Origin of the sequence: Streptomyces sp. CA-251387, from assembly GCF_050936625.1 — a bacterium.
In the GTDB taxonomy this organism is placed as follows: Bacteria; Actinomycetota; Actinomycetes; order Streptomycetales; family Streptomycetaceae; genus Streptomyces.
Genome location: NZ_JBNJMJ010000001.1, coordinates 1131424 through 1154576 on the forward strand (window position 1 = coordinate 1131424; position 23153 = coordinate 1154576).

Here is a 23153-nt window from a genome sequence, read left to right on the forward strand (position 1 = left end):
ACAAGGCCCGAACACCTCACGGCGTCGGCATCCCACCGCCGCCCTGGAGCCGTTCCAGGTCGGAGGGACGGACCTGGATGACGAGGAGGGCGATCACCGCGGCGATGGCGGTGAAGATCGCGGCGACGACGAAGGCGGAGGAGACTCCCGCGGTGAGGATCTCGTCGGCGTAGGGCGGCGGGAGCCGGCCGGTGCGTTCGAAGCGCAGCCGCTCCGCGGGGGTCGCCTGGGCCATGAAGGCGGGGATCTGTTTCTCCGCCTCGTTGTTGCTGGCCGTGCCGAACATCGTCACCAGGATGGACAAGCCGAGGGAACCGCCCACCTGCTGGGTGGCGTTGAGCAGGCCGGAGGCGGCGCCCGTCTCATGGGTGGCCACGTTGGACAGCGCCATCAGGGTCAGGGACACGAACTCCATGCCCATGCCGAGGCTGAAGACGAGGAGCGGGCCGAGAATGCTGCCGGCGTAGGTGGAGTGGACATCGGTCAGGGTGAGCCAGGCAAGGCCCGCGGCGGCCAGGATGGCGCCTGTCACCATGAAGGGTTTGGGCCCGAACTTCGGCAGGAGCTGGGAGGCGAGCCCCGCTCCCACCGCGATGACGGCGCTCACCGGCAGGAAGGCCAGCCCGGCCTGGAGCGGGCTGAAGTCCAGCACGTTCTGGACGAAGAGGGTGAGGAAGAAGAACATGCCGAAGATCGCGGCGGCGAGGCTCAGCATCATGCCGTAGGTGCCCGCCCGGTTGCGGTCGGCGAACATGTGGAGGGGTGTGATCGGCTGCCGGGAGCGCTGCTCGACCAGGACGAACACCGACAGGACGACGACGGCCGCCCCGAACGCGGCCAGCGTGAGCCCGTCACGCCAGCCGTCCTGCGCGGCCCGGATGAACCCGTACACCAGCAGCACCATGCCGATGGTGGACGTCAGCGCGCCGGTCAGGTCGAAGTGCCCGGGGTGGCGCTCGGACTCCCGGATCCAGCGCGGGGTGGCGAGCGCGATGAGCAGCCCGATGGGCACGTTGACGAACAGCACCCACCTCCAGTTCAGCCACTCGACCAGCACTCCGCCCGCCAGCAGCCCGATGGCGCCGCCGCCCGCCGAGACCGCGGCGAAGACGCCGAACGCCCTGTTGCGCTCGGGCCCTTCACGGAACGTCGTACTGATCAGGGAGAGGGCGGTCGGGGACGCGATGGCGCCACCGACGCCCTGCAGGGCACGCGCGGCGAGGAGTTGCCAGGAGTTCTGGGCCAGTCCGCCGAGCAGCGAGGCGAGGACGAAGAGCAGGACGCCGAAGACGAAGACGCGCCGTCTGCCGAGGATGTCGCCCATCCTGCCGCCGAGCAGCAGCAGTCCGCCGAAGGTGAGCGTGTAGGCGTTGACCACCCAGGACAGGCTCGTCGTGGAGAACTCGAGTGAGCGCTGGATGTCCGGCAGGGCGATGTTCACGATGGTGATGTCGAGCACCACCATCAGCTGACAGGACGCGATGACGAACAGCGCCATACCGCTGCCACGGCCATCGCCCCGCTCCGTCTCCTGCGGGGTGGTCCGTGCTTCGGGTGTCGGCTCCGGATTGCTCATGGCATCGCGCCGTCGGCGGGGGGTCGGTGCTGGTTCCCGCCACCACTCGACCGTACGCCGCAACCGGACGGCCCTCCAGTCGATCACGGAGCCCAGACCCTGTCGTTCGGATCAGGCCGGCTGAGAGGCGCGGCGCCTTTCAACCGGGCCGCGACGCCGGGAAGATCCATACGACAGGCCTTGGCTGCGGCGCCCCTGGTCAGCGGCCGGAGCCGATCAGGCCCGTGCGCCGGAGCGGATCAAGCCCGTGAGATAGCGCCACAGTGAGGAGCGCTGCCGGGCGGCCTGGTCCGGCAGCACGGGCTCGGTCGTCTCCGCCGATGGGTCCGGGGCCGTCCGGGGCGCCGACGCCCGCTGCGCTGCCGGTGAGCCCGCGGGCGCCGGGGGCCGCGCGGGCACGGGGGCGAGTTCGTACCGTACGGGCAGTGAGCGCAGGCCGCGCATGAATGGTGAGGAGCGCCAGGGCAGTTGGTCGGCCGGCAGCGCGAGGTCCAGATGGGAGAACCGCTCGAAGAGCCGGCCCACGCCGACCGCCGCGACCGTGGACGCGAGCTCACGCGCCGGGCACTGGCGGCGGCCGGCACCCCAGGACAGGTGCGCCCGGGTGCTGATCGTGCTGCCCGCCGCCACGTGGTCGGCGAAGAGCGGGTCGGCGTGCGCGGCGGCGGAGGAGACCCACACCGGGTCGCCCGCCCGGATCGTGTAGTTGCCGAGCGGGGTGTCCTCGGCGGCGAAGCGCGGTACGAAGTTGACCAGCGGCGGCTTGCGCATGACCACCCGGTTCATGGTCTCCCTGATCATCCCGGCGGACAGGCTGGCGCGCACGCTGCCGTCGCCGTCACCGGAGATGACCTCGACCACGGTGTTGGACATGAGGATGCCGACGTGGTCGGAGGTCATGCCGAGCAGCATGAACAGCTCGCGGGCCAGCTCGTCGAGCGAAAGTCCGGGATGCGCGGCCAGCAGATAGGAGGGGAAGTCGTCGCCCGGCTCCTTGAGCTTGACGGCCGCCAGTTCCGCCAGGGTCGCCAGCAGCCGCTCCAGGGCGGGCTCGGCGTCCGGACCCGCGTCCAGCACCCGCCACATGTCCATCAGGGCGTCATCGCCCTGGGAGCCGGGGAAGCCGAGCAGATGACTGGCCACCATCAGCGGCAGCGGGCGGGAGAACTGCGCGGACAGGTCCGCCACGCCGGTGCCGCCGCCCTGCCCCACCAATGTGATCAGTTCGTCGGCGTAGGCGGTGACGGCGGCCTTCAGCCGCTTCGCCTGGGGGTGGGCGGGGTCCTGGAACGGCTTGAGCGCCGCGTCCCACGCCGTCCGCAGCTGCCCGTATCCGGGGCCGCCCTGGATCAGTACGTGGTTGACCTCGAGGGACGGCCCGAGCGGCCAGTCGGCGGGCACTTCGCCGTCCGTGCGGGCCCGCCAGTTCTCCAGCCCCTTCGGCCAGCCGTCGTCGTCCTGGAGCACCTGCAGCGCCTCGCGGTAGCCGAGGACCAGCCAGGCGGGCACCCCCAGCAGGTCGACCGGTGCGACGGGTCCGTGCTGCTGCCGCAGCCGCTCGTAGACGAGCGAGGGACGCGTCTCGTAGTCGCGGGTCAGCAGCGGCTGCGGAGCCAGCTCCTCCAGCCTCGTGCCGTCGACGTCCAGGGATCCACTCGCACCCACCTGGGACTCCATCTGCCTGCCGCCCTCCGCCACTCCCCGCACCGGCGCACTACCCGTCAGTAGCCGACAACGCCGGTGACCCTACCCCAGAGATGCTTGACAGGTGAACGACGGGTGCGGCGAAGGCGATCCGAGATTCCGGCCTCGTCTGTTACGCTCCCCTGGCCTCCCGCGGGGGAAGTCCGGTGAGAGTCCGGCGCTGACCCGCAACGGTGTGCGTGCGGACGTGATCGTCCGTCGCGTGAGCCCGATTGCCCGTGGTGGGTGCGACCCGTTGACTGCTCGCCGTGGACTGCGAGAGGGGACCGCGCGGCCGGCACGGTCGTACGGGCTGTCTCCCTGCTCGACGTTCACAGGGAGCCCCAGGCGAAGGACCGCCCGTCCGTGCACCGAAGCCCGACCCGGATACCTCGATCCAGCTCGTCCGTGGTGCCACTGGCCCTTGGACTGGGACTGCTTCTGCTCGTCTCTCTCGTGTGCGGCGTCGGACTCGGTGCCGCCGGGATCGGGTGGGGCGAGGTTTTCCGGCTGCTCGGGGCGGGGGTGACCGGCGGGACCATCGACGCGCGGGACGTCGCCGCGTACGCCATCGTCTGGGAGATCCGGCTGCCGCGCGTCGCGCTCGGCGCGGTCGTCGGGGCCGGGCTCGCGAGCGTCGGGGTGGCCGTGCAGGCGATGGTGCGCAACGCGCTCGCCGATCCGTTCGTGCTGGGCATCTCCTCGGGCGCCGCGGTGGGCGCCAACGCCGTGATCCTGCTGGGCGCGTTCGCGGGACTGGGCGTCTGGGCGCTGTCCCTGTCGGCCTTCGGGTCGGCGCTCGCCGCCATGGCCCTGGTGTACGCCGTGGCGCGGTCGCCGCACGGGCTGACCCCGCTGCGGCTGATCCTCACCGGGACGGCACTGGCGTACGGCTTCGAGGCCGTCACCACCGTCATGGTGTTCGGCGCGGCCCGCGGCGAGGCGGCCCGGTCGGCGATGATGTGGCTGCTGGGCAGTCTGGGCGGCGCGACCTGGGCCCAGGTGCCGCTCGCCGCGGTGACCGTGGCGGCGGGGTGGGTCTGGCTGCGGTGGCGGGCGGAGGCGCTGAACGCCCTCGCCATGGGGGACGAGACGTCCGCCGCGCTCGGGGTCCAACCCGCCCGGCTGCGCCGGGAGTTGTTCCTTGTCACCGCCGCCGTGACCGGGGCCGTGGTCGCGGTCAGCGGGGCCATCGGGTTCGTCGGGCTGATGGTGCCGCATGTCGTACGGATGCTGGTCGGCGCCGATCACCGGCGGGTGCTGGCCGTGGCGCCGCTCGCCGGGGCCGTGCTGCTGGTGTGGGCGGACCTGCTCTCCCGGCTCCTCCTCTCCCCCGCCGAACTCCCCGTCGGAGTCATCACCGCCGTCGTCGGGGTGCCCGCGTTCCTGCTGCTGATGCGGCGCGGCGGCTATGCGTTCGGAGGTCGGTGACATGCGGCTCGACATCGAAGGCGTCGCGGTCGAGGCCGCCGGGGCGCGGCTCGTCGAGGACATCCGGCTCACCGTGGACAGCGGGCAGTTCGTCGGGCTCGTCGGCCCGAACGGCAGCGGCAAGTCCACGCTGCTGCGCTGCGTGTACCGTGCGCTGCGTCCGTCCGGTGGCGTGGTGCGCCTCGACGGGGACGACGTGCACGCCATGGCGCCGCGGGCCGCCGCCCGGGTGCTGGCCGCGCTGCCGCAGGAGTCGTCGGCCGAGTTCGACTTCACGGTCGCCGAGGTCGTGGCCATGGGGCGGCTGCCACACCGGGACCGTACGGCCGCCTCCGACCGGGAGATCTGCGCCGCGGCCATGGACCGCACCGGCGTCGCCCATCTCGCCGACCGCGGGTTCCTCGCGCTGTCCGGCGGCGAGAAGCAGCGCGTGCTGATCGCCCGCGCGCTCGCCCAGCAACCGAAGGTCCTCGTCCTGGACGAGCCCACCAACCACCTCGACATCGCCCACCAGTTGGACGTGCTGTCCCTGGTGCGGGCCAGCGGCCTGACCGTGCTGGCCGCCCTGCACGACCTCAACCTGGCCGCCGCGCACTGCGACGTCCTGTACGTCATCGCCGGCGGCCGGGTCGTCGCCTCGGGTGCGCCGCACGACGTCCTTCAACCCGCCCTGCTCGCCGACGTGTTCGGGGTCCGTGCCCATCCGGTACGGCACCCGGAGACCGGCGCGCTCCAGCTCCTGTTCGACCTTCTGCCCCAAGGACCCCTATGCGCAAGCTCATAGCCGCAGCCCTCTGCCTCGCCGCGACCGTCACCGCGACCGGCTGCGGTGCCACGGTGGAGAAGTCGGCGGACACCGAGTCCTCCTCGGTCACCCTCACCAACTGCGGCCGCAAGGTCACCTACGACAAGGTCCCCGGGCGCGTCGTCACCAACGACGTCGGTATCACCGAGCTGATGTTCGCCCTCGGCCTGGAGGACCGCATGGCCGGGTTCGCGATGCCCGACGACAAGGGCGATCTGACCGGAGTGCCGTGGAAGGACGGCTACGACAGGGTGAAGTGGCTGTCGAAGGACCAGCTCACCAAGGAGAACGTCCTCGACGCCCGCGCCGACCTCGTCCTCGCCGGCTGGAACTACGGCTTCCGCGAGGACAGCGGCTTCACCCCCGACGCCCTGAAGAAGCTCGGCATCCCCTCGTACGTCCTCACCGAGTCCTGCCGCAACGGCCGTACCGGGTCCTCGCGCGGCATCATGCCGCCCCTGGACGCCTTGTACGCCGACCTCACCAACCTCGGAAAGCTGTTCGGGGTCGAGCAGCGTGCCGCCAAGCTGATCGCCGGCTTCAAGAAGGAGATCGCCGACGTGCGGGCGAAGGCCCCGGCGAACGCCGACCGGCCCAAGGTGTTCCTGTACGACAGCGGCCAGGACCAGCCGTTCACCTCCGGCCGCTACGCCGCCCCGGAGCAGATCATCAGCGAGGCCGGCGGCGTCAACGTCATGCACGATGTCCAGGACTCCTGGACCACCGTGGGCTGGGAGAGCGTCGTACAGCGCGATCCGGAGGTCATCGTGATCTGCGACTACGGCGATGTCAGCGCCGAGCAGAAGAAGAAGTTCCTGCTCTCCTACGCGCCCCTGCGGAACGTCTCCGCCGTCAAGCACAAGCGGATCTTCGTCCTCGACTACGTCGACCTGGTCGAGAGCCCCCGCAACCCGTCCGCGATCGCCCGGCTCGGCGCCTATCTGCGGACGGTGGCCGAGGAGCGGTGACCGTCGGCGCGTGAGCGCTCGAAGTGGCTCGGCCGGCCGTCGCGGTGGACCAGGCGGCCGAACCGCTGCGCCCTGGCGCGCGGCATGAGGGTCCAGGTGCCGTCGGGCTCGCGCAGGGCGGCGGAGTGCCAGGGAGTGGTCCAGACGTCCGGAGCGTCGAGGAGCCGGATGCCGAACTTGGGGGCACCGACTGGCTGGGGATGGATCGACAGGCGTACGGCGCGCGGATGGTGATCGGCGATCAGGGCGCCCCAGGCCCGGCTGCGCTGGATGACGCCGTACGCCCGTCTGCGGCACTCGCGTTGCAGGGCCGAGCGGGTGCCGCGGAAGTCCGCGGTGTCCTCGACGAGGAAGCGGGTGATGCCCCGGTACAGCGCGAGGGCGCGGGCGTCGGCGCGGACCTCGGCGCGCAGGGCGTCCAGGGTGGGGGCATAGCGGTCGTGGACCTGGGCGCGTTTGGCGCCGTGGGGAAGGTCGCCGAGGACGTCACGCAGGTCGAAGACGGAGAGCCGGTCGCTGCCCGACTCCGCTATGAGCGCGCGCAGTTCGTCCGCGTAGGCGTCGATGTGGTCGTCGGGGACGCGGATCAGGTCGCCGAAGACATGGCCGTCGGAGCAGATGACGACGCGGGCGCCGGGCGGGTGGATCCGCTCGATCTGCGTGCACAGGGTGTCCAGGAAGGCGAGGGAGAGGCGTTCGCCCATGTCGGGGAGGTGGCCCAGGGTCTTGGCCGGGTTGGGCGACTTGCAGGGGAAACCGGGCAGGGTGAAGGCGATAGGGGCGCCCTCGCGGACGAAGTCGCTGATCCGGCGCAGCTGATGCGGGAACGCCTCGGCGGAGGCGCGGGACTGGTCGGTCGTGCGGTGGTGCGGCAGGAGCAGGTTCAGGATCTCCGCGCCGGCGGTCTCGGGGAGGGTGTCCGGTGCGGTGGTCAGCAGCATGTCGGTTTCTCCGGGGGCGTGCGGGCATGGCGGCGTGGCGCCTTGGTGGGCCGGGTGGGGTCGGTCAGGTGGGCGGAATCAATTGGGCGGCCGGGTCCGGGGTCAGCCGGGGCGGGGATCGGCCGGGTCCGGGATCAGTCGGCGCCGGAGCCGGGATCAGTCGGCGGCCGGCCTCACAGCCGTCGGTCGTAACCGACGGGCAGGTGGTGCGTGCCGCGGCCCAGGACGGCCGGGATCCACTCGATGTCCTCGTCCCTGACGGCGAGGTGCAGGCCCGGTAGGCGTGTGAGCAGAGTGTGGAGGGCGATCCGGAGTTCGGCGCGGGCGAGGGCGGCGCCGGGGCAGAAGTGGATGCCGTGGCCGAAGGCGAGATGGGGGTTGGGGCTGCGGTCGAGGTCGAGGGTGTCGGGGTCGGGGAAGCGGCGCGGGTCCCGGTTGGCCGCGCACAGGGAGACGATCACGGAGTCGCCGGCCGGGACCTCGGTGCCGTGCAGGTCGCTGTCCTGGTCGAAGAAGCGCCAGGTGGTCAGCTCGAAGGCGCTGTCGTAACGCAGGAGTTCCTCGACCGCGCGGGGCAGCAGACCGGGGTCGTCGCGCAGCCGGGCGAGCTGGCCGGGGTGGCGGAGCAGGGCGATCAGGGCCGTCGTGATCTGGTTCGTGACCGGTTCCTGGCCCGCGACCAGCAGCTGGAAGATCATGGAGTCCAGCTCCTCCTGGGACAGTTCGCGCCGGTCCCGGGCCTCGACGAGACGGCTGAGCAGGTCGTCGTCCCCGTGCTCCCGCTTGTGGGCGACGACCTGGGCGATATAGCTCTGCAGCCCGTGCAGCCGGGCTTCGTACAGCGGCCGCCCCGGATCCGTCGGCCCGACCGGCTGGACGACTTTGCCCCAGTCCCGGTCGAAGCGCGCGGCCAAGTCCCCCGGCAGCCCGATGACTTCGGCGAGGACCTGGAGGGGAAAGCGGGCGGCGAAGCCGTCGACGAGGTCGGCGGGTCCGCTCACCGGAAGGGCGTCGACGAGCGAGTCGGCCAACTCCTGGAATCGGGGCCGCAGTTGCTCGATTCGACGAGGGCTGAAGGAATCCGTCACGAGGCGCCGCATGCTGGTGTGCCGCGGCGGGTCCTGGTGGAGGAGATGGACCTGGAGCTGGGAGTGCTGCGGCTCGGGCATGATCGAGGCACGGGCCCGCCAGCGGTCGTTGCCCCGGTCGTGGTGCTTGCCGAGCCGGTCGTCGTTCAGGGCGGAGTGCGCGGCCTCGTAGCCGGTGACGAGCCAGGCCCGCACGCCGCTGGGGAAGAGGACACGGTGCACCGGGCCGGCCTCCCGCATCCGCTCGTACAGCGGATACGGATCAGCCTTGTACGGGCAGCCCATCAGCGGCACCGGGTCGGGGAGCGTCTCCCGGTCCACTGCCGGGAGGGGTTCCTGGAGGGTCATGCGGGGATCTCCTACAGCGCGAGTTCGGGGCGGTGGTGGTCCAGCCACAGGGCGAGGTCGACGACACGCTCGAGTCGCAGCCGATGGCCCCACTCCAGCTGCTCGGGCGGGGTGTCGAGGCAGGGCTTGATCCGCGTCTCGTCGGCCAGCGCCCGGACCTGCTCGACGGACAGCGCGTCACGGGCCAGGTCCTGCAGGCCGCGGTTGTAGTCGGGGTGGTGGGTGGCCGGGTAGTGGTTCTTGGGGCGGTGCAGCACCGAGGCGGGAGCCAGCCCCGTTCCGGCGGCGCGCAGGAGGCTCTTCTCCCGGCCGTCGAAGCTCTTCAGTGCCCAGGGCGTGTCGAAGGCGTACTGGACGAGCCGGTGGTCGCAGTAGGGGACGCGGACCTCCAGGCTCTGGGCCATGCTCAACCGGTCCTTGCGGTGCAGGAGTTGACGCAGCCAGCGGGTCAGCGACAGGTGCTGCATCTCGCGTTGCCGGTGCTCGGTGGGGGTCTCACCGTCGAGGTGGGGTACGGCGGCCAGGGCGCTGCGGTAGGTGTCGGCTCGGAACTCGCCGATGCGCAGATCGAGTTCGGGGTTGAGGGGCATGGCGGCCTCGTCGCCGGTGACCAGCAGCCAGGGGAAGGTGTCGGCGGCGAGCGCCTTGGGGTCGTGGAACCAGGGGTAGCCGCCGAAGACCTCGTCGGCGGCCTCCCCCGACAGGGCGACCGTGGAGTGCCGCCGTATCTCCCCGAACAGCAGGTACAGCGAGGTGTCCATGTCGCCGACGCCGATCGGCGAGTCGCGGGCCACGACGACGGCCTTGCGGTGCTCGGGGTCGAGCAGGGCTCGCGGGTCCAGTACGACGGTGCTGTGGTCGGTGCCGATGAAGGCGCCGGCCTCGGTGGCGTACGGGGTGTCGTGGCCGGTGCGCAGGACGTCCCCGGTGAACTGCCGGGCCTGGTCGCTGTAGTCGACGGCGTACGAACGGATCCGGGCGTCCGGGCCCTCGCGCAGGCGGAGTTCGCCGGCGAGCAGGGCGGTCAGGACGGTGGAGTCGATGCCGCCGGACAGCAGGCTGCACAGCGGGACGTCGGCCTCCAGCTGACTGCGCGCCGCCGCACCGACCAGGCTGTGGATCCGGTCCACGGTCGCCTCCCGGTCGTCCGTGTGCGCACCCGCCTCCAGCTGCCAGTAGCGGCGCTCGCGGACGCCGTCCCGGTCCAGGACGAGCAGGCCGCCCGGCTCGACCTCACGTACGCCGGACCAGACCGTCGGCCCGGTGTTGAACAGCAGGCTGTACGCCTCCCGGAGGCCGTCCGCGTCCACCCGGGGCCGTATCTCCGGGTGCTCGAAGAGTGCCTTGGGCTCGGAGGCGAAGGCGATGCCTCCGTCGACGGCCGCCCAGAACAGCGGTTTCACGCCGAGCCGGTCGCGGACGAGGAGCAGCCGCTGGGCGCGCTCGTCCCAGACCGCGAACGCGAACATCCCGTCCAGGCGGTCGGCCATCGCCTCGCCCCACTCGACGTAGGCACGCAGCACGACCTCGGTGTCGCTGCGGGTGCGGAACACGTGCCCACGGCCCCGGAGTTCGGCACGCAGCTCATGGTGGTTGTAGACCTCCCCGCTGTAGCTGAGCACCACCGCCGGAGTGTCGGGCCGGTCGGTCATCGGCTGGGCGCCGCCCGCGAGGTCGATGACGGCCAGGCGACGGTGGCCGACCGCGGCGCGCTCGCCGAGCCACACACCACCCGCGTCGGGGCCACGGGGGGCGAGGGTGGCGGTCATGGCCTCGATGACGGAGGCCTGGGTACGGGCGTCGTCGTGGAAGGACACCCAGCCGGTGATTCCGCACATGCGGGAACGACTCCTCGATCCGTGGTCAGGCCGTGACGATGCCGTCCAACTTGCCGGACTTGGCGTCCGCGACCAGCGACGAGAACTGATCGGCGCTCATCTGCACCCGCTGCCCGAAGTCGTCCGTGAGGATCACGCGGCGCTCGGCCGGGGCTGCGGGGTCCACGAACAGTTGCGGACAGCCGCAGTCGCAGTTGCCGCAGAAGGTGGCCACCGGGTCCAGGCCCAGGTCGTCCATGGCTCGGTGGTCGGCTGTGTGGTCGGCTGTGTGGTCGCGTGTGTAGTCGCTCATGGTTCAGAACCTTTCGTGATCATGGGCGTTCACCGGTGTGATCGCCCGGTGCTCCTCCGCAGGGGCGCGGTGGTCGAAGGCGATCAGCGGATCGCCGGTCAGCGGATGGTCCACGACGGTCGCCCGTACGCCGAACACCTGGGCCAGCAGGGCCGGTTGCAGCACCTCGCGAGGCGGGCCGGAGGCGACCACATGGCCGTCGTGCAGGACGTGCAGCCGGTCGCAGACGGAGGCGGCGGCGTTGAGGTCGTGCAGCGACACCAGGGTCGTGCGGCGCCGGGTCCGGAGCAGGGCGAGCAGTTCGACCTGATGGCGGATGTCGAGGTGGTTGGTGGGCTCGTCCAGCACCAGGACGTCCGGCTGCTGGGCGAAGGCCCGGGCCAGCAGGACGCGTTGGCGTTCGCCGCCGGACAGTTCCGTGAAGCGGCGCCCGACGTGCTGCTCCATGCCGACGTCCGCGAGGGCACGGGCGACGACGTCCCGGTCGGTGGCGTCCTCCCCGGCGAAGGCCCGCTTGTAGGGCGTACGGCCCATGGCGACGACCTCGCGGACGGTGAGTTCGAAGTCGCCGCCCCGCTCCTGAGGGAGGGCCGCGACATGCCGGGCCGCCTCGGCGGGGCTCAGCCGGCGCAGATCGGTGCCGGACAGCAGGACCCGGCCGGCGGTCGGCTTCAGATGCCGGTAGACGGTGCGCAGGAGCGTGGACTTGCCGCTGCCGTTCGGGCCGACGAGGCCGGTGATCTCGCCCTCGGCCGCGATCAGCCGGGCGTCTGCGACGACGGTACGGCCGGCGTACGCGACGTGCAGGTCCTCGATGTCGATCCTCAACGCCCGCTCCCCAGCCGCCGGTCCAGCAGGTACAGCAGCGCCGGAGCCCCGATGAGCGAGGTGACCACGCCGACCGGCAGTTCCTGGGTGTCCATCGCGGTACGGCAGACGATGTCGACGACCACCAGCAGCAGCGCCCCGAACAGCGCGGAGACCGGCAGCAGACGCCGGTGGTCGCCGCCGACGACCAGTCGGCAGACGTGCGGCACCATCAGCGCGACGAAGGCGATCGCGCCCGAAACGGCCACCAGGACACCGGTCAGCACGCTGGTCACCGTGAACAGCTCCCGCTGCAGCCGGGTGACGTCGATGCCGAGCCCGGCCGCGGACTCGTCGCCCATCAGCAGGGCGTTCAGACCCCGGGCGCGTGCCTGGAGGCACAGCCACCCGGCCGGTACCGCGACCGCCGGTACGGCCAGCAGGTCCCAGTTCGCGCCGCTGAGGCTGCCCATGAGCCAGAACAGCACGCTGTGGGTCTGCTGCTCGTCGCCGGCCTGGAGGACGAGGTAGCTGGTGAACCCGGACAGGAACTGCCCGATCGCCACCCCGGCCAGCACCAGCCGCAGCGGCGCGAATCCGCCACCCCGCCGGGCCACGGCCCACACGAGCGCGAAGGTGGCCAGGGCGCCGGAGAAGGCCGCCCCGGACAGCCCGAGTCCCAGCGCCCCGCCGGCCCCGAGCCCGAGCACGATCGCGGCGACGGCGCCCAGGGAGGCGCCGTTGGAGATGCCCAGGAGGTATGGGTCGGCCAGCGGGTTGCGCACCAGTGCCTGCACCGCCGTACCGACGAGACCGAGCCCGGCCCCGACGAGTGCGGCCAACAAGGCGCGTGGGACGCGCAGTTGCCACACGATCAGGTCGTTCGTGCCGGGACGCGGCGCCTCGCCGGACAGCCGCCGCCACACCACGCTCCACACGTCGCCGGGTGGCACGGACGTCGAGCCCCAGGCCACGGCGGCCGTCAGCGCGGCCAGGAGGACGACGGCCAGTACCGACGCCAGCGGTCCGGCGGGCAGCGTGCGTGCCTCCGGAGCCGTCTCGCGCCGCGACAGCAAGAAGGAGGTCACGGTCAGCGGACCTTGCCGGGGTGCAGGGTCTTGGCGATCTGCTCGACCGTGTCGGCGTTCTCGACACCGGCGATGGTCGTCTGCTCGGAGCCGATGCGCAGGAGGTGTCCCTGCTCGACCGCCTTCAGGTCCTTGGTCGCCGAGTTGGACCTCAGCCACTTCTCCGCCTCGTCGAACGCCTTCCGGTTCGCGGCTTCGCTGCCCCGGTCACGCACGCCGAGCTGGATCCAGTCCGGGTTCTTCGCGATCACGTCCTCCCAGCCGACCTGCTTGAAGTCGCCGTCGCAGTCGGCGAAGACGTTGCGGGCCCCGGCGAGGGTGATGACCGCGTTGGCGATCTGCCGGTTGCAGACGGCCGTGGGTTGCTTGGTGCCGGCGTCATAGTCGAAGAAGAAGTACGTGGGCCGCTCGTCCTCGGGCGTGCCGCCCACGACCTGCTGGACCGCGTCGACCTTCTCCCTCATCCCGGCGACGAGTTCCTTCGCCTTCGCACGCGTGCCCGTGACGGCGCCGAGCGAGAGGATGTCGTCCTCGACGGCGGACAGGTCGGTGACCGGGCTCTTGCTCTCGGCGGCGCAGGCCGTCGACTTCAGGTAGGTGTGTTTGATGCCGGCCGCCTCGAACTCCTCCTGTGTGGGGGTGTCGCCCATCCCGCCACCCATGTTCATCGAGGCGAAGGTGTCGATGTACAGGTCGGCGCCGGAGCCGAGGAGCTTCTCCTTGGGGATGACGGTGTCGCCGAGTACCTTCACCTGCCGCGCCCGCGCGTCGAGTTCGCCCGGCAGGGTGCCCTTGCCGGGCGGGAAGCCGGTGCCGATCACGCTGTCCCCGGCGCCCAGCCGCAGCAGGAGTTCCAGGCTGGAGGCGTTGCTGGTGACGATGCGCTTCGGGGCCGAGGTGAAGGTGGTCTTCGCGCCCGTGCAATCGGTGACGGTGACGGGGTAGCCGGCGGAGTCGCCCTTGCCGGCGGCGGGGCTCGTCGTGTCGCTGCTCCCGCTGCCGCAGCCCGCCGCACACAGGCCGCCGAGCGCCACGGCCGTCGTAGCCCGCCACACACGAGAACGCATCAGAACTCCCCTGGATCCACTGGATGGACGGGCGGATCGCCGCCGCCCGATCCAGTAGTCGGGGCGGACCCGGTGTCAGTTCCCCGCGGGGGTGAACCGACACCGGGTTCCCGGTCAGGCCGCCACAGCGACCGGTTCCGCCACGGCCGTGGCGTCGGTCACGCCACCGGCCGCGGCATCGGCCTCTGTCAGCAACTCGACGAGGCTCGCCCGGGCGCGGGCGACGCGCGAGCGGACCGTGCCGACGGGGCAGTCGCTCATCTCGGCCGCCTCCGCGTAGGGCAGGCCCACCAACTGGGTCAGAACGAACGCCTCGCGGCGCTCGTCGGGCAGCGCGTCCAGCAGATCGAGGAGGGCGATGCCGTCGTCGAAGCCGGGCAGCCCGGTCGGCTGGGCGCGTTCCGCCAGCAGCGTCCAGTCGTCGGTGTCGCACAGCCGTGGCCGGGCGGCGGCGTACCGGTGGCTGTCGATCACCGCGCGGCGCGCGATGGACAGCAGCCAGGCGCGTGCCGAGGAGCGGCCCTCGAACCGGTGCAGGCTGCCGAGCGCCCGCAGGAACGTGTCCTGCGCCAGGTCGTCGGCGGCCTGTGGATCGGCGGAGAGATGCGCCACGTAGCGCACGACGTCGCGGTGCAGGGAGCGCACGAAACGGTCGGCTGCGTCCGGGTCACCGCCGCGGGCGGCGAGCGCCCACGCGGTCGTCGACTCGTCGCAGGAGGCCGTACGGGGGGTGCGGGGGGTCTTGTCCGCCTTCGTGTCTCTCACGCTTGTCGGGCGTGAGGAGGGCAGGGCAGAAGTGATCACTGAGTCCTTCTCGGGTAGTCCGGACTCCGGCGCGGCGGGAGACACGGTGCGGTCGGCACGACGGCGTCGCCGCCGCCGGGCACCAGGGCACGCGAGACGTACGGTGCGCCGTACCGGAGGGGTCCGGGGTTGCGGGGATACGGCCGTACGGCAGGTACGGCCGGGGCCCGAGGCACGGTCGGCGTCGACGACTCACGACTCGACGCCCGTGCGGCCGTCGACGACTCGACGCCCGTGTGCGTGCTGCCTCGGGGAACCGGCTGTCTCAGACGACAGCGATCCCCGCCGGAGGCCCCCGAGAGGTGATGGTGTGAACGAGCGGCAGCAGCCGCGGCGCCCGGTCGGAACGGCCGCGCCGCGGACGCAGACGCGGGCGGTGCGGCGGTGCGGGCAGGACGAGCGACAGCCGCAGCGGGGCGGCCAGCCATCCGGCGACGGCCCGCAGGATGCGGAACGCGGCACGCTCACCGTGGCCCAGCCACAGGCCGCACAGCAGAGCGGCGAGGGTGTGGGCGGCGAACATACCGAGGGAGGACGTGCCGGCCATGTCGTGGGCCGTGCCCATGTGGCCCACACCCATGTGGGCCATGCCCATGTGGCCCGTGCCCATGTGGCTCGCGGCCATGTTCTGCCCCATGTCCATGGAGCCCATCGACCCCACAGAGCCCATGACATCCATGGAGCCCGTGTCCGTGGGCACGGAACCCATGCCCTGCCCGGCACCGGCTGAGGACTGCGCGAACTCGAAGGCCGCGTGCAGCGCGCCCTGGGCGACGACCACGACGGACACGACCAGCGGGAGCCCACGCTCCCGGCCGGCCAGGCACCAGCCCGCGCCGCCCGTGAGGACGGCACCGGCCGCCAACGTCCACCACGGGACCGTCGCGCCCGACATCAGCACGTGGCCGAGGGCGGCGAGCAGCACACAGACAGCGGCGAACACCGCGGCCCGTATCGTGCGCACACACCACCCAGCAGTCATGACGGCCCTCATCCTCGCATCCTGGGCCCGCTCGTCACCGGTGGGTACGCACTACACCCCCGTCCCGCACTCAAGCCCAGAAGAGTGATACAGGACACACCGACACGAGGGAACCGGGCACGCGGCCCGACCGACAAGTAGAGGTGAGAGGACTCGCGTCACTCACCCTCGCCGGGCCGGACGACCACCGCCGACGCCTCGATCCGTCCGCCGTGCTCGAAGTGCAGCGTGAACGGCACGAGGTCGCCCGCGCGCCACCCCGGTTTCGCCCGCAGCGTCACGTCCAGGCCGTACGGGGACATCGCGAGGCTGCCGCCGGCCGGGATCCGGGCCGAGTCGACCGTCTGCGCGTACGCCATGCGGCCACTCGTCATGCGATGCCGGCTGAGCGTCGCGTCGCCGATGGCAGAGGACGTCACCTTCAGGAGCCGGTCGTCCGCGCCCCCGGTGTTGGTGATCCGGAAGAAGGCAGCGGTGTCGCGGGCGTCGCCGTACGGCAGGAAGACCCGGCCGCCGGTGACCGCCGTCCGCGCCGGGCTGCCCGCCGCCCCGGAGTTCACCCAGGTGGTCAGGCCGCCCAGGGCGACGCTGCACGCGGCGACCGGGGCGAGCGCGGCGAGCAGGCCGTCGGCGATCCGGCGGCGGGTCGGGCGCCGGGCTCGGTGATCGGCCGTCCGCTCGGCCATGGGTGCGGTCATCGCGTACGGCCCCCCTGGTCCCCCTGAACAAGGCGCGCACGACCCCGAGCGGGCGCCGGCTGCCAGGCCCGCAGCCGCAGGCTGTTGCCCACCACGAGCAGTGAGCTCACCGACATGGCCACGGCGGCGACCATCGGGTTGAGCAGGCCGACCATGGCGAGCGGCACGGTCACCGCGTTGTAGCCGAAGGCCCACAGCAGGTTGGCGCGGATCGTGCCCAGGGTGCGGCGGGCGAGCCGTACCGCGTCCCCGAGCGCCTCGATGTCGCCACGCACCAGGGTCACATCGGCGGCCCCGATCGCGACGTCCGTCCCCGTGCCCATGGCGATGCCGAGGTCGGCTCCGGCCAGCGCCGCCGCGTCGTTGACGCCGTCGCCGACGACCGCGACCCGACGGCCCCGCTCCCTCAACTCCCGCACCAGAGCGGCCTTGTCCTGCGGTGTGCAGCGCGCGTGGACCTCCTCGATGCCGAGGGCGGAGGCGACCGCCCGGCCCGGTGCCTCATGGTCGCCGGTGGCGAGCACGGGGTGCACACCGAGGCGCCGCAGCCGGTCCACGGCGCGGTAGGCGCCGGGGCGTACGACGTCCCCGATCTCGATCAGCGCCTCCGTCACCCCGTCCACGCGGACGAGGACCGGCGTATTAGCAGCCGCCTCGGCCGCCGGCAGCGCGTCCGCAAACGCCGTGGGCAACTCACCGTCCGGCGCGAGGACTTCGACCAGTCGGCCCTCGACCCGGCCGCGCACACCCCGGCCCGCTTCGGCCCGGAAGTCACGCACCTCGGGCAACGGCCCCTGCCCGGACGGAACGCGGCGGGCGTACGCGACGACCGCGCGGCCCAGCGGGTGTTCGGAGCCCTGCTCGACCGCCCCGGCCAGCCGCAGCACGGCTTCCTCGCCGAGCCCGCCGGGCACGGCCGTGACCCGGGTGACGCTCATGTGCCCGGAGGTGAGGGTGCCGGTCTTGTCGAGGACGACGGTGTCGATGTGCTGGAGCCCCTCCAGGGCCCGCGGGCCGCGGACCAGGACGCCGAGCTGGGCGCCGCGTCCGGTGGCGGCCATCAGTGCGGTCGGCGTCGCCAGGCCCAGCGCGCAGGGGCACGCCACGACCAGGACGGCCACGCACGCGGTGATCGCCGCCTGTGGATCGGCCCCGGCCCCGAGCCAGAACCCGAGCACGGTGACGGCCAGCGCCAGCACCACGGGCACGAACACCCCGGCCACGGCGTCGGCCAGCCGCTGCGCCCGCGCCTTGCCCGCCTGGGCCTCGGTCACGAGCCGGGTGATCCGGGCGAGTTGGGTCTCCGCGCCCACGGCCGTGGCCCGCACGAGCAGCAGCCCGCCCGCGTTGACGGCGCCGCCCACGACCGCCGATCCGGGCCCGACCTCGACCGGTTCGCTCTCCCCGGTGACGAGCGACAGGTCCACGGCCGAGTTGCCCTCCACCACCGCGCCGTCGGTGGCCACGCGCTCGCCGGGCCGTACGGCGAAGACCTGCCCGACCGTCAACTCCTCGATCGGGACGAGGCGTTCGGTGCCGTCTTCGTCGCGTACCGAGACCTCCTTGGCGGCGAGTCGGGCGAGTGAGCGCAGGGCCGCACCGGTGCCGTTGCGCGCCCGTGCCTCCAGGGAGCGGCCGGCCAGCACGAACAGCGGCACGCCGACGGCCGCTTCGAGGTACAGGTGCGCGACGCCTTCGGAGGCGGAGGTCAGCAGGCTGAACGGCATCCGCATGCCGGGGGTGCCCGCACCGCCGAGGAACAGGGCGTACGCCGACCAGGAGAAGGACGCCACCACGCCCAGGGAGACCAGCGTGTCCATGGTCGCCGTCGCGTGGCGCAGTCCGCGCAGGGCCCGTACGTGGAACGGCCAGGCACTCCAGACGGCGACCGGCGCGGCCAGCACGAAGCACAGCCACTGCCAGTTGCGGAACTGCCAGGCGGGCACCATCGACAGCGCGAGCACCGGCAGCGCGAGCAGCGCGGTGACGAGCAGCCGGACGCGCTCCTGGCGGACGTCCTCGGACGCCCCTTCGTCCCGGCGTTCCCGCTCGCCAGGCTGCCCCCGTTTCTTCGGTGGCTCGGGCAACGCGGCGGGGTATCCGGCCTGTTCGACGGTCGCCACCAGTTGGTCGGGGCGGACGTCGGGCGGATGGCTCACCCGGGCGCGTCCGGTGGCCAGATTGACCGTCGCGGTCACGCCCTCCAGCTTGGCGAGCTTCTTCTCCACCCGCCGCACACAGGCCGCGCAGGTCATCCCGCCGACGGTCAGGTCGGTGACGGTCACCGGGGGTGCCGGTTCGGTGGCCATCAGCCGCCGCTCCCGTGCCGCATCGGCATGTCCGCCGTGTCGCCTGGGTCCATGCCGCCCCCGTCACCGCCCGTTCCGGAGCGGTGCATGCCGGGCGCGACGGGGCCGGTGGCGGCTCCGACGGCGTACGACACCGTGAAGATCAGGGCGAGCAGCACCAGAAACCCGCAGAGGGCGGGCGGCACAGGTTGGGGTTTTTTCATCGACGGCCTCCTGACGCACGTACCGCTTCAGGAGTCGGGCGCGGAGGGCGGGAAGTTCCCGGCGGCCGTCTCAGGAAGCGCCGCCTCGGGAAGAGCCGCCTCAGGAAACACCGTCTCAGGAAGCTGCGCCGCGACGGCTCCTGAACCACCACGCCCCGGCGCCGAGCACGACGACGGTCGCGCCGATGCCGAGCGGCACGGCCACCGGCATGCCGTCGTCCCCTTCCGTGTCGTCCGCCGCGGCCTGCGCCGACGGGGTCGACGGTGCGCCGGTCGTCGGCCCGTCCGAGGGCGACGCCGTCGTCGGCTCCTCGGTGGGTGTGGGGCTCACGGCCTTCGCGCCGGGTGCGGCGGCCTTCAGCTCCAGCCGCGGCGCGGGGTGGCCGTGCCCGTGGCCGTCGCCCTCGCTCTCCTCGTCCAGTTCGATCCAGCGGTCGACCGTCCCGTCGCTGTACGTCTGCAGCGTCTTGAAGACGAGCGTCTTCGCGTCGGGCAACTGCCGTACGGTGACGACGTACTCGGCGTCCTCACCGACCGCGAGCTTCGACCCGGAGACGGTGTAGCCACGGCCGGTGCGGGCGAGCTTCCAGCCCTCGGGGCCTTCCGTGTAGGTGATGTCGTCCGGGGTGATGCCGTCGGGCAGGATCACCTCCAGCTTGCTGATCCCGGCGGAGCCGGACTCCGACTCCGCGGTGAAGGTCAGGGGGACGTTCCGGTCGAGCGCCCGGGCGCCCTCCGCCTCGACCTCGGTGTGTGCCGCGGCCGGTCCCGCGAAGGCTACGGTGGCCGCGAACGCGACCGCGGTGAGGGCGCCGGTGCGGCGCAGGCTGCGGGTCAGGATGGGGCGGGGCACGTGCGACTCCCTCGTACCGGTGATGTGGTCGCTGCATTCAAGCGCAGCGGCGTCCTCAGGGCGAGGGGCCCTCGGGCCGGCCGGGGTGACGGAGGCAGGAGGCCACGACAACGAAGGGCCACAGGGACTGAAGGGCCGTCACAAGACGCTCGGCGGCTCCGTCGGCACCGTCGTACTGCATTTCGAGCACGAACCAGACCGCGCCGACGACCATCAGGGTGGTCGCGGCGAGGGAGGGCCCGGGCCTCAGCCCCCAGGGTGCGGTGCCTCGACGGTCGGCGGCCAGCACCGGCCACACCGCCAGCAGGGCGAAACCGACCGCGGCCGCCGAACCATGGCGCAGCGAACCTCCGCTGCTCGGCGGCGGGACCAGAGCCACCACCACCGCGGCCGCTCCCCCCGCCCCCAGCGCGACACGTCCAGGGAACGCGGCCGGGCGCAGCCCCAGGGCGGTGACCATGTGGCAGACACCGAGGACGGCCAGCGCCGCGGTCATCACCCAGGATCCCGCGGCGCCGCTGGCCGCCAGCGTGCTGATCGTCTGCGTGGCGGGGTCGTAGGCGGGCCCTTCGAGGAGCGCCGCGACCATCCAGCCGCCGATCAGCACGACAGGCGCACAACCCGACGAAAACAAGGCCCATCTTGGGACAGGTCGCATCAGACCACCGTAAAGCGACCACGCAGTCCGCTCGCCGCGCACACGCCGCGCCGTCGGCACGGTGTCCGCGGCGCCACAACGGCCGTTCACCGTCAGGGAGATGGGAGTGTGCGGCAACCGGGAACGGCCATGCGATCTTCGAACATCCCGACCGAAAGCGCCAGCCCGCGCCAGACTGCGCCACCCCTTCCGGGACATAGAAATATCCACCAGCATGAATGGCCGCGAACGGGACGGCAGGGCCGACAGTGCTGGGGGTAGGACATGCAGCGCACCATGGGGAAGCAGGCCGTCGAGTGGCTCGCCGCGGCCGCCACGGATCCTCGGACGTGCAAACAGCAGTGGGACCAGGGCGCGGACGCGGTGCTCCTGGAGGCCGGACGGCTCTGGGACGTGCTCAGTGTTCCCGAGCACCTCGGTGTGAGCGCCCTGGATCTCCTGAGACGTGCCCAGCTGCGGGCGACCGGCCCCGTCCTGGTGAACTGCGGGGCGCGCAGAGTCGGCTTCTTCCTGCCGCCCGATCCGGCCACCGAGTGGGTCGGGCCGGGCGTACGCCATGTCGGCAGGGGGTCCTGGGTTGCCGTACCGCCACCGCACCGGTCCACCGGATGGCGCCTGGAGTGGCTGCTGCCGCCCGACGGTACCGGCGCGCTGTACAACCCGGACGTCGTGGAGCTGGCGCTGCGCGAGGCCGGCGGCACCGCTGCCGCCCCGGCGCGCGTCAGTCGGTCGTCGGCGGAGCGGAGACGCTGACGCGCCCGCGGCTGCCGCTCCACTCCCACAGACTCATCGGCCCGGGAAGGCCCCGGGGGACGACGACGGCCGGTACGCGCTCGGTGGCCTCGTGCCCCTCGTCCGCCGGGGCGGCCTCCAGAGCCCTGGCCAGGCCCGTCCAGCGGCCGACGGCCCAGGACGTGACGGCCCGACCGGGGCCGTCGGCCGGGGTGACGGAGTCCCACCATGTGTCGCGGCGCCGTGGCACGGCACGCCCGTGGGCCTGCCACTCCGCGACCAGCGCCGCATAGATCGACGGCTGGCCCCTCACACCGGTGACCGGTACGACGTACGTCACGGGTGCGGCATCGCCTCCGAGGACGCGCCGCGCAGTCTCAGAGCTGTCCATGCCCGGGCAACGCGGAGGTGTGCGCCGGTGGTACGCCGGCCGCCGCTGCTACCACCCAGCCGGGTGAGCACATCCCCCGGATGGAGCCGTGGAGTTACGCCACATCGTCCGCCCACGATCGAGACAGGAGTTGCTTCCATCGACGGACCACAGCACGTTCCCTTCTTCTCCGGCGTCCGCGACGACGCCGACGACACCCCCGACTGCCCGTGGTGCGCCGCATTGCGCGAGGCGACCCTCCCGCCGGCCGCACGGCCGTCCGCGTCACCGGGGCGCCGGCATGACCCGTACGTCTCAGGCGCCGAGTACGACGACTGGTGAGGCCGACGCGGCGGGGTCCACCGTCACCGGCCTATGCAACGACTGAAACCAGCGCACCACAACAAACACCCTGAATCCGGTACAAGCCTTCACAGCCGCCACCGGGGTTGCCCAGTACGGGGAGGGCGCCCCGGCGTGCTCCGCCGACTCAGGGGCGCACGCCCCGCTCTCTGCCTGTTTGGTGCGCGGGCGCTCGCCCCATACGGGGAATTGGGCTCCCGACGTATGGCCGCATCACCCGGCACCCGGTGCACTAAGGCTCCACCGGTCAATGCACCAAGGCTCCACCGGTCATCGGGAGGCTTTTCATGGCGCTCATGGAGTGGACGAAGTCCATGGAGTGGCTGGCGGCGGCGTCGGAGGACCCCGGCGCCTGCAAGGAGGAATGGCAGAACGGCATCACCGGGGTCGCGCTCCTGGCGGCCGGACGGTTCTGGGACGTGCTGATCGTGCCGGAACAGCTCGGGCTGCGCGTCGCCGACCTGTTGGACGAGCTGCCGCTGCTGGAGCCGGGCCCCTGTCTGCTGGATGCCCGGCGCCGCCACGTGGGCTTCTTACTGCCCCCGGAGCCGCAGACCGTCTGGATCGGCACCGGTGTACGCCTGCTCGGCGCGGGAACGTGGATCACCGCGCCCGCCCCGCACTGCCGCTGGGGCGCGCTGCGCTGGCTGGTCCCGCCGGACGGCAGCGGCACCCTGACCATGCCCGAGGTCCTGGAAGTGGCCCTGCAGCGCTGCGCGAGCGAACTGTCCCGCCTCCAGGGCCACCCGGCACCCGCCGCGCACAGCCGGACGGCACCGGACGACGGGCAGGTCGGCGGGCACGTCGGTGGGCAGTTCGACGGGCACGTCGGCGGGCAGGTCGACGGTCCGCAGGTGGTGCGCCAGTGCGCCGTACCGGGATACGGGCGGCCCTGACCGGCCGTCCGGCCTTCGGTCCCGCTCAGCCCAGGAAGCTCAGCCGCACCCGGTTCGGATTGTCCCGTGTCCGCCAAACTCCGTTAAGACAACCGTCAAGGTACCCGAGCGCGGAATCTCCACCGGATACATTTCGCGGTTTTTCGGGCGCCTGCCGGGCCCTCAGTATCCGCCCACATCGTGCGAGCCGTGGCGAGCCGCTTCTCCGACAGGTCGCTCCCGGTCGGGTGGGCCCCTGCTCTGGCCGGCCAAGCGGAAACGTAGGAACTTGCCGCCGCTCGGTCCGTGGATGCTGGACGGCCTTCCCGGCCCGGCACGTGCCAACGGAGAGTCGTGGACCGTCCTAAAATGGA

At 72.3% G+C, this 23153-nt stretch carries 22 protein-coding genes; 5 read left to right on the forward strand and 17 right to left on the reverse strand.

Translation table 11 applies throughout. The annotated features are described in order from the left end of the window. Positions 1-16: 16 nt before the first annotated feature. Positions 17-1498 (reverse strand): MFS transporter, encoded by a 1482-nt coding sequence (locus ACQEV2_RS04890; protein WP_433054202.1) that lies wholly within the window; start codon positions 1496-1498, stop codon positions 17-19. Positions 1499-1792: 294 nt separating this feature from the next. Continuing rightward, on the reverse strand, positions 1793-3253 hold the full coding sequence (locus ACQEV2_RS04895; protein ID WP_433036890.1) for a cytochrome P450: 1461 nt from the start codon (positions 3251-3253) through the stop codon (positions 1793-1795). Positions 3254-3667: 414 nt separating this feature from the next. Between ACQEV2_RS04895 and ACQEV2_RS04900 the strand changes: the two genes are divergently transcribed. Genes ACQEV2_RS04900 through ACQEV2_RS04910 form a run of 3 tightly spaced genes read left to right on the forward strand, consistent with a single transcriptional unit; the run spans position 3668 to position 6463 of the window. After that, the gene (locus ACQEV2_RS04900; protein ID WP_433054205.1) at positions 3668-4690 is read left to right on the forward strand and encodes a FecCD family ABC transporter permease; all 1023 of its coding nucleotides are present in this window, start codon (positions 3668-3670) and stop codon (positions 4688-4690) included. 1 nt (position 4691) lies between these two features. Further along, on the forward strand, positions 4692-5474 hold the full coding sequence (locus tag ACQEV2_RS04905; RefSeq protein ID WP_433036892.1) for an ABC transporter ATP-binding protein: 783 nt from the start codon (positions 4692-4694) through the stop codon (positions 5472-5474). Beyond that, positions 5459-6463 (forward strand): ABC transporter substrate-binding protein, encoded by a 1005-nt coding sequence (locus ACQEV2_RS04910; RefSeq protein WP_433036894.1) that lies wholly within the window; start codon positions 5459-5461, stop codon positions 6461-6463. The genes ACQEV2_RS04905 and ACQEV2_RS04910 overlap by 16 nt, the downstream gene beginning before the upstream one ends. On the opposite strand, the gene ACQEV2_RS04915 is transcribed toward ACQEV2_RS04910, so the two are convergent. From ACQEV2_RS04915 to ACQEV2_RS04980, 14 genes are all read right to left on the reverse strand, one after another. Beyond that, on the reverse strand, positions 6433-7404 hold the full coding sequence (locus ACQEV2_RS04915; protein ID WP_433036896.1) for an L-tyrosine/L-tryptophan isonitrile synthase family protein: 972 nt from the start codon (positions 7402-7404) through the stop codon (positions 6433-6435). The two genes, ACQEV2_RS04910 and ACQEV2_RS04915, sit on opposite strands and share 31 nt — an antisense overlap. 173 nt (positions 7405-7577) lie before the next feature. Beyond that, positions 7578-8840 (reverse strand): cytochrome P450 family protein, encoded by a 1263-nt coding sequence (locus ACQEV2_RS04920; protein WP_433036898.1) that lies wholly within the window; start codon positions 8838-8840, stop codon positions 7578-7580. Between the two features lie 11 nt (positions 8841-8851). After that, a complete protein-coding gene (asnB, locus tag ACQEV2_RS04925) occupies positions 8852-10678 on the reverse strand; it encodes an asparagine synthase (glutamine-hydrolyzing) (RefSeq protein ID WP_433036900.1) in 1827 nt (608 codons plus the stop codon). A 25-nt stretch (positions 10679-10703) separates the two neighbouring features. Then, positions 10704-10916: a hypothetical protein gene (locus ACQEV2_RS04930; RefSeq protein WP_433054208.1), complete on the reverse strand. Its 213-nt coding sequence runs from the start codon at positions 10914-10916 to the stop codon at positions 10704-10706. Between the two features lie 57 nt (positions 10917-10973). Beyond that, complete coding sequence (locus ACQEV2_RS04935) at positions 10974-11798, reverse strand: ABC transporter ATP-binding protein (RefSeq protein ID WP_433036902.1); 825 nt, start codon at positions 11796-11798, stop codon at positions 10974-10976. Next, entirely contained in the window at positions 11795-12865 is a 1071-nt protein-coding gene (locus tag ACQEV2_RS04940; protein WP_433036904.1) for a FecCD family ABC transporter permease, read from the reverse strand. Before ACQEV2_RS04940 ends, ACQEV2_RS04935 begins: the two co-directional genes overlap by 4 nt. 2 nt (positions 12866-12867) lie before the next feature. Continuing rightward, positions 12868-13932, reverse strand: a complete 1065-nt coding sequence (locus ACQEV2_RS04945; RefSeq protein WP_433036906.1) for an ABC transporter substrate-binding protein — start codon at positions 13930-13932, stop codon at positions 12868-12870. Between the two features lie 114 nt (positions 13933-14046). Beyond that, complete coding sequence (locus tag ACQEV2_RS04950) at positions 14047-14736, reverse strand: sigma-70 family RNA polymerase sigma factor (protein WP_433036908.1); 690 nt, start codon at positions 14734-14736, stop codon at positions 14047-14049. A gap of 265 nt (positions 14737-15001) precedes the next feature. Next, complete coding sequence (locus ACQEV2_RS04955) at positions 15002-15718, reverse strand: hypothetical protein (RefSeq protein WP_433036910.1); 717 nt, start codon at positions 15716-15718, stop codon at positions 15002-15004. Positions 15719-15876: 158 nt separating this feature from the next. Further along, positions 15877-16416: a copper chaperone PCu(A)C gene (locus ACQEV2_RS04960; protein WP_433036912.1), complete on the reverse strand. Its 540-nt coding sequence runs from the start codon at positions 16414-16416 to the stop codon at positions 15877-15879. Next, positions 16413-18725 (reverse strand): heavy metal translocating P-type ATPase, encoded by a 2313-nt coding sequence (locus ACQEV2_RS04965; RefSeq protein WP_433036914.1) that lies wholly within the window; start codon positions 18723-18725, stop codon positions 16413-16415. The genes ACQEV2_RS04960 and ACQEV2_RS04965 overlap by 4 nt, the downstream gene beginning before the upstream one ends. After that, the gene (locus tag ACQEV2_RS04970; RefSeq protein WP_433036916.1) at positions 18725-18928 is read right to left on the reverse strand and encodes a hypothetical protein; all 204 of its coding nucleotides are present in this window, start codon (positions 18926-18928) and stop codon (positions 18725-18727) included. The genes ACQEV2_RS04965 and ACQEV2_RS04970 overlap by 1 nt, the downstream gene beginning before the upstream one ends. 115 nt (positions 18929-19043) lie before the next feature. Beyond that, positions 19044-19781, reverse strand: a complete 738-nt coding sequence (locus tag ACQEV2_RS04975; protein ID WP_433036918.1) for a DUF1775 domain-containing protein — start codon at positions 19779-19781, stop codon at positions 19044-19046. Between the two features lie 55 nt (positions 19782-19836). Further along, the gene (locus ACQEV2_RS04980) at positions 19837-20439 is read right to left on the reverse strand and encodes a DUF998 domain-containing protein (RefSeq protein WP_433036920.1); all 603 of its coding nucleotides are present in this window, start codon (positions 20437-20439) and stop codon (positions 19837-19839) included. Positions 20440-20703: 264 nt separating this feature from the next. Here ACQEV2_RS04980 and ACQEV2_RS04985 point away from each other — a divergent pair, with 264 nt between their 5' ends. Further along, a complete protein-coding gene (locus ACQEV2_RS04985; RefSeq protein WP_433036922.1) occupies positions 20704-21192 on the forward strand; it encodes a bifunctional DNA primase/polymerase in 489 nt (162 codons plus the stop codon). Here the strand turns inward: ACQEV2_RS04985 and ACQEV2_RS04990 are convergent. Then, a complete protein-coding gene (locus ACQEV2_RS04990; RefSeq protein WP_433036924.1) occupies positions 21161-21562 on the reverse strand; it encodes a hypothetical protein in 402 nt (133 codons plus the stop codon). The two genes, ACQEV2_RS04985 and ACQEV2_RS04990, sit on opposite strands and share 32 nt — an antisense overlap. Positions 21563-22191: 629 nt before the next feature. Here ACQEV2_RS04990 and ACQEV2_RS04995 point away from each other — a divergent pair. Beyond that, positions 22192-22800 carry a hypothetical protein gene (locus ACQEV2_RS04995; RefSeq protein ID WP_433036926.1) on the forward strand — a complete coding sequence of 203 codons (609 nt, stop codon included), beginning with the start codon at positions 22192-22194 and terminating at the stop codon, positions 22798-22800. Positions 22801-23153: the final 353 nt, after the last annotated feature.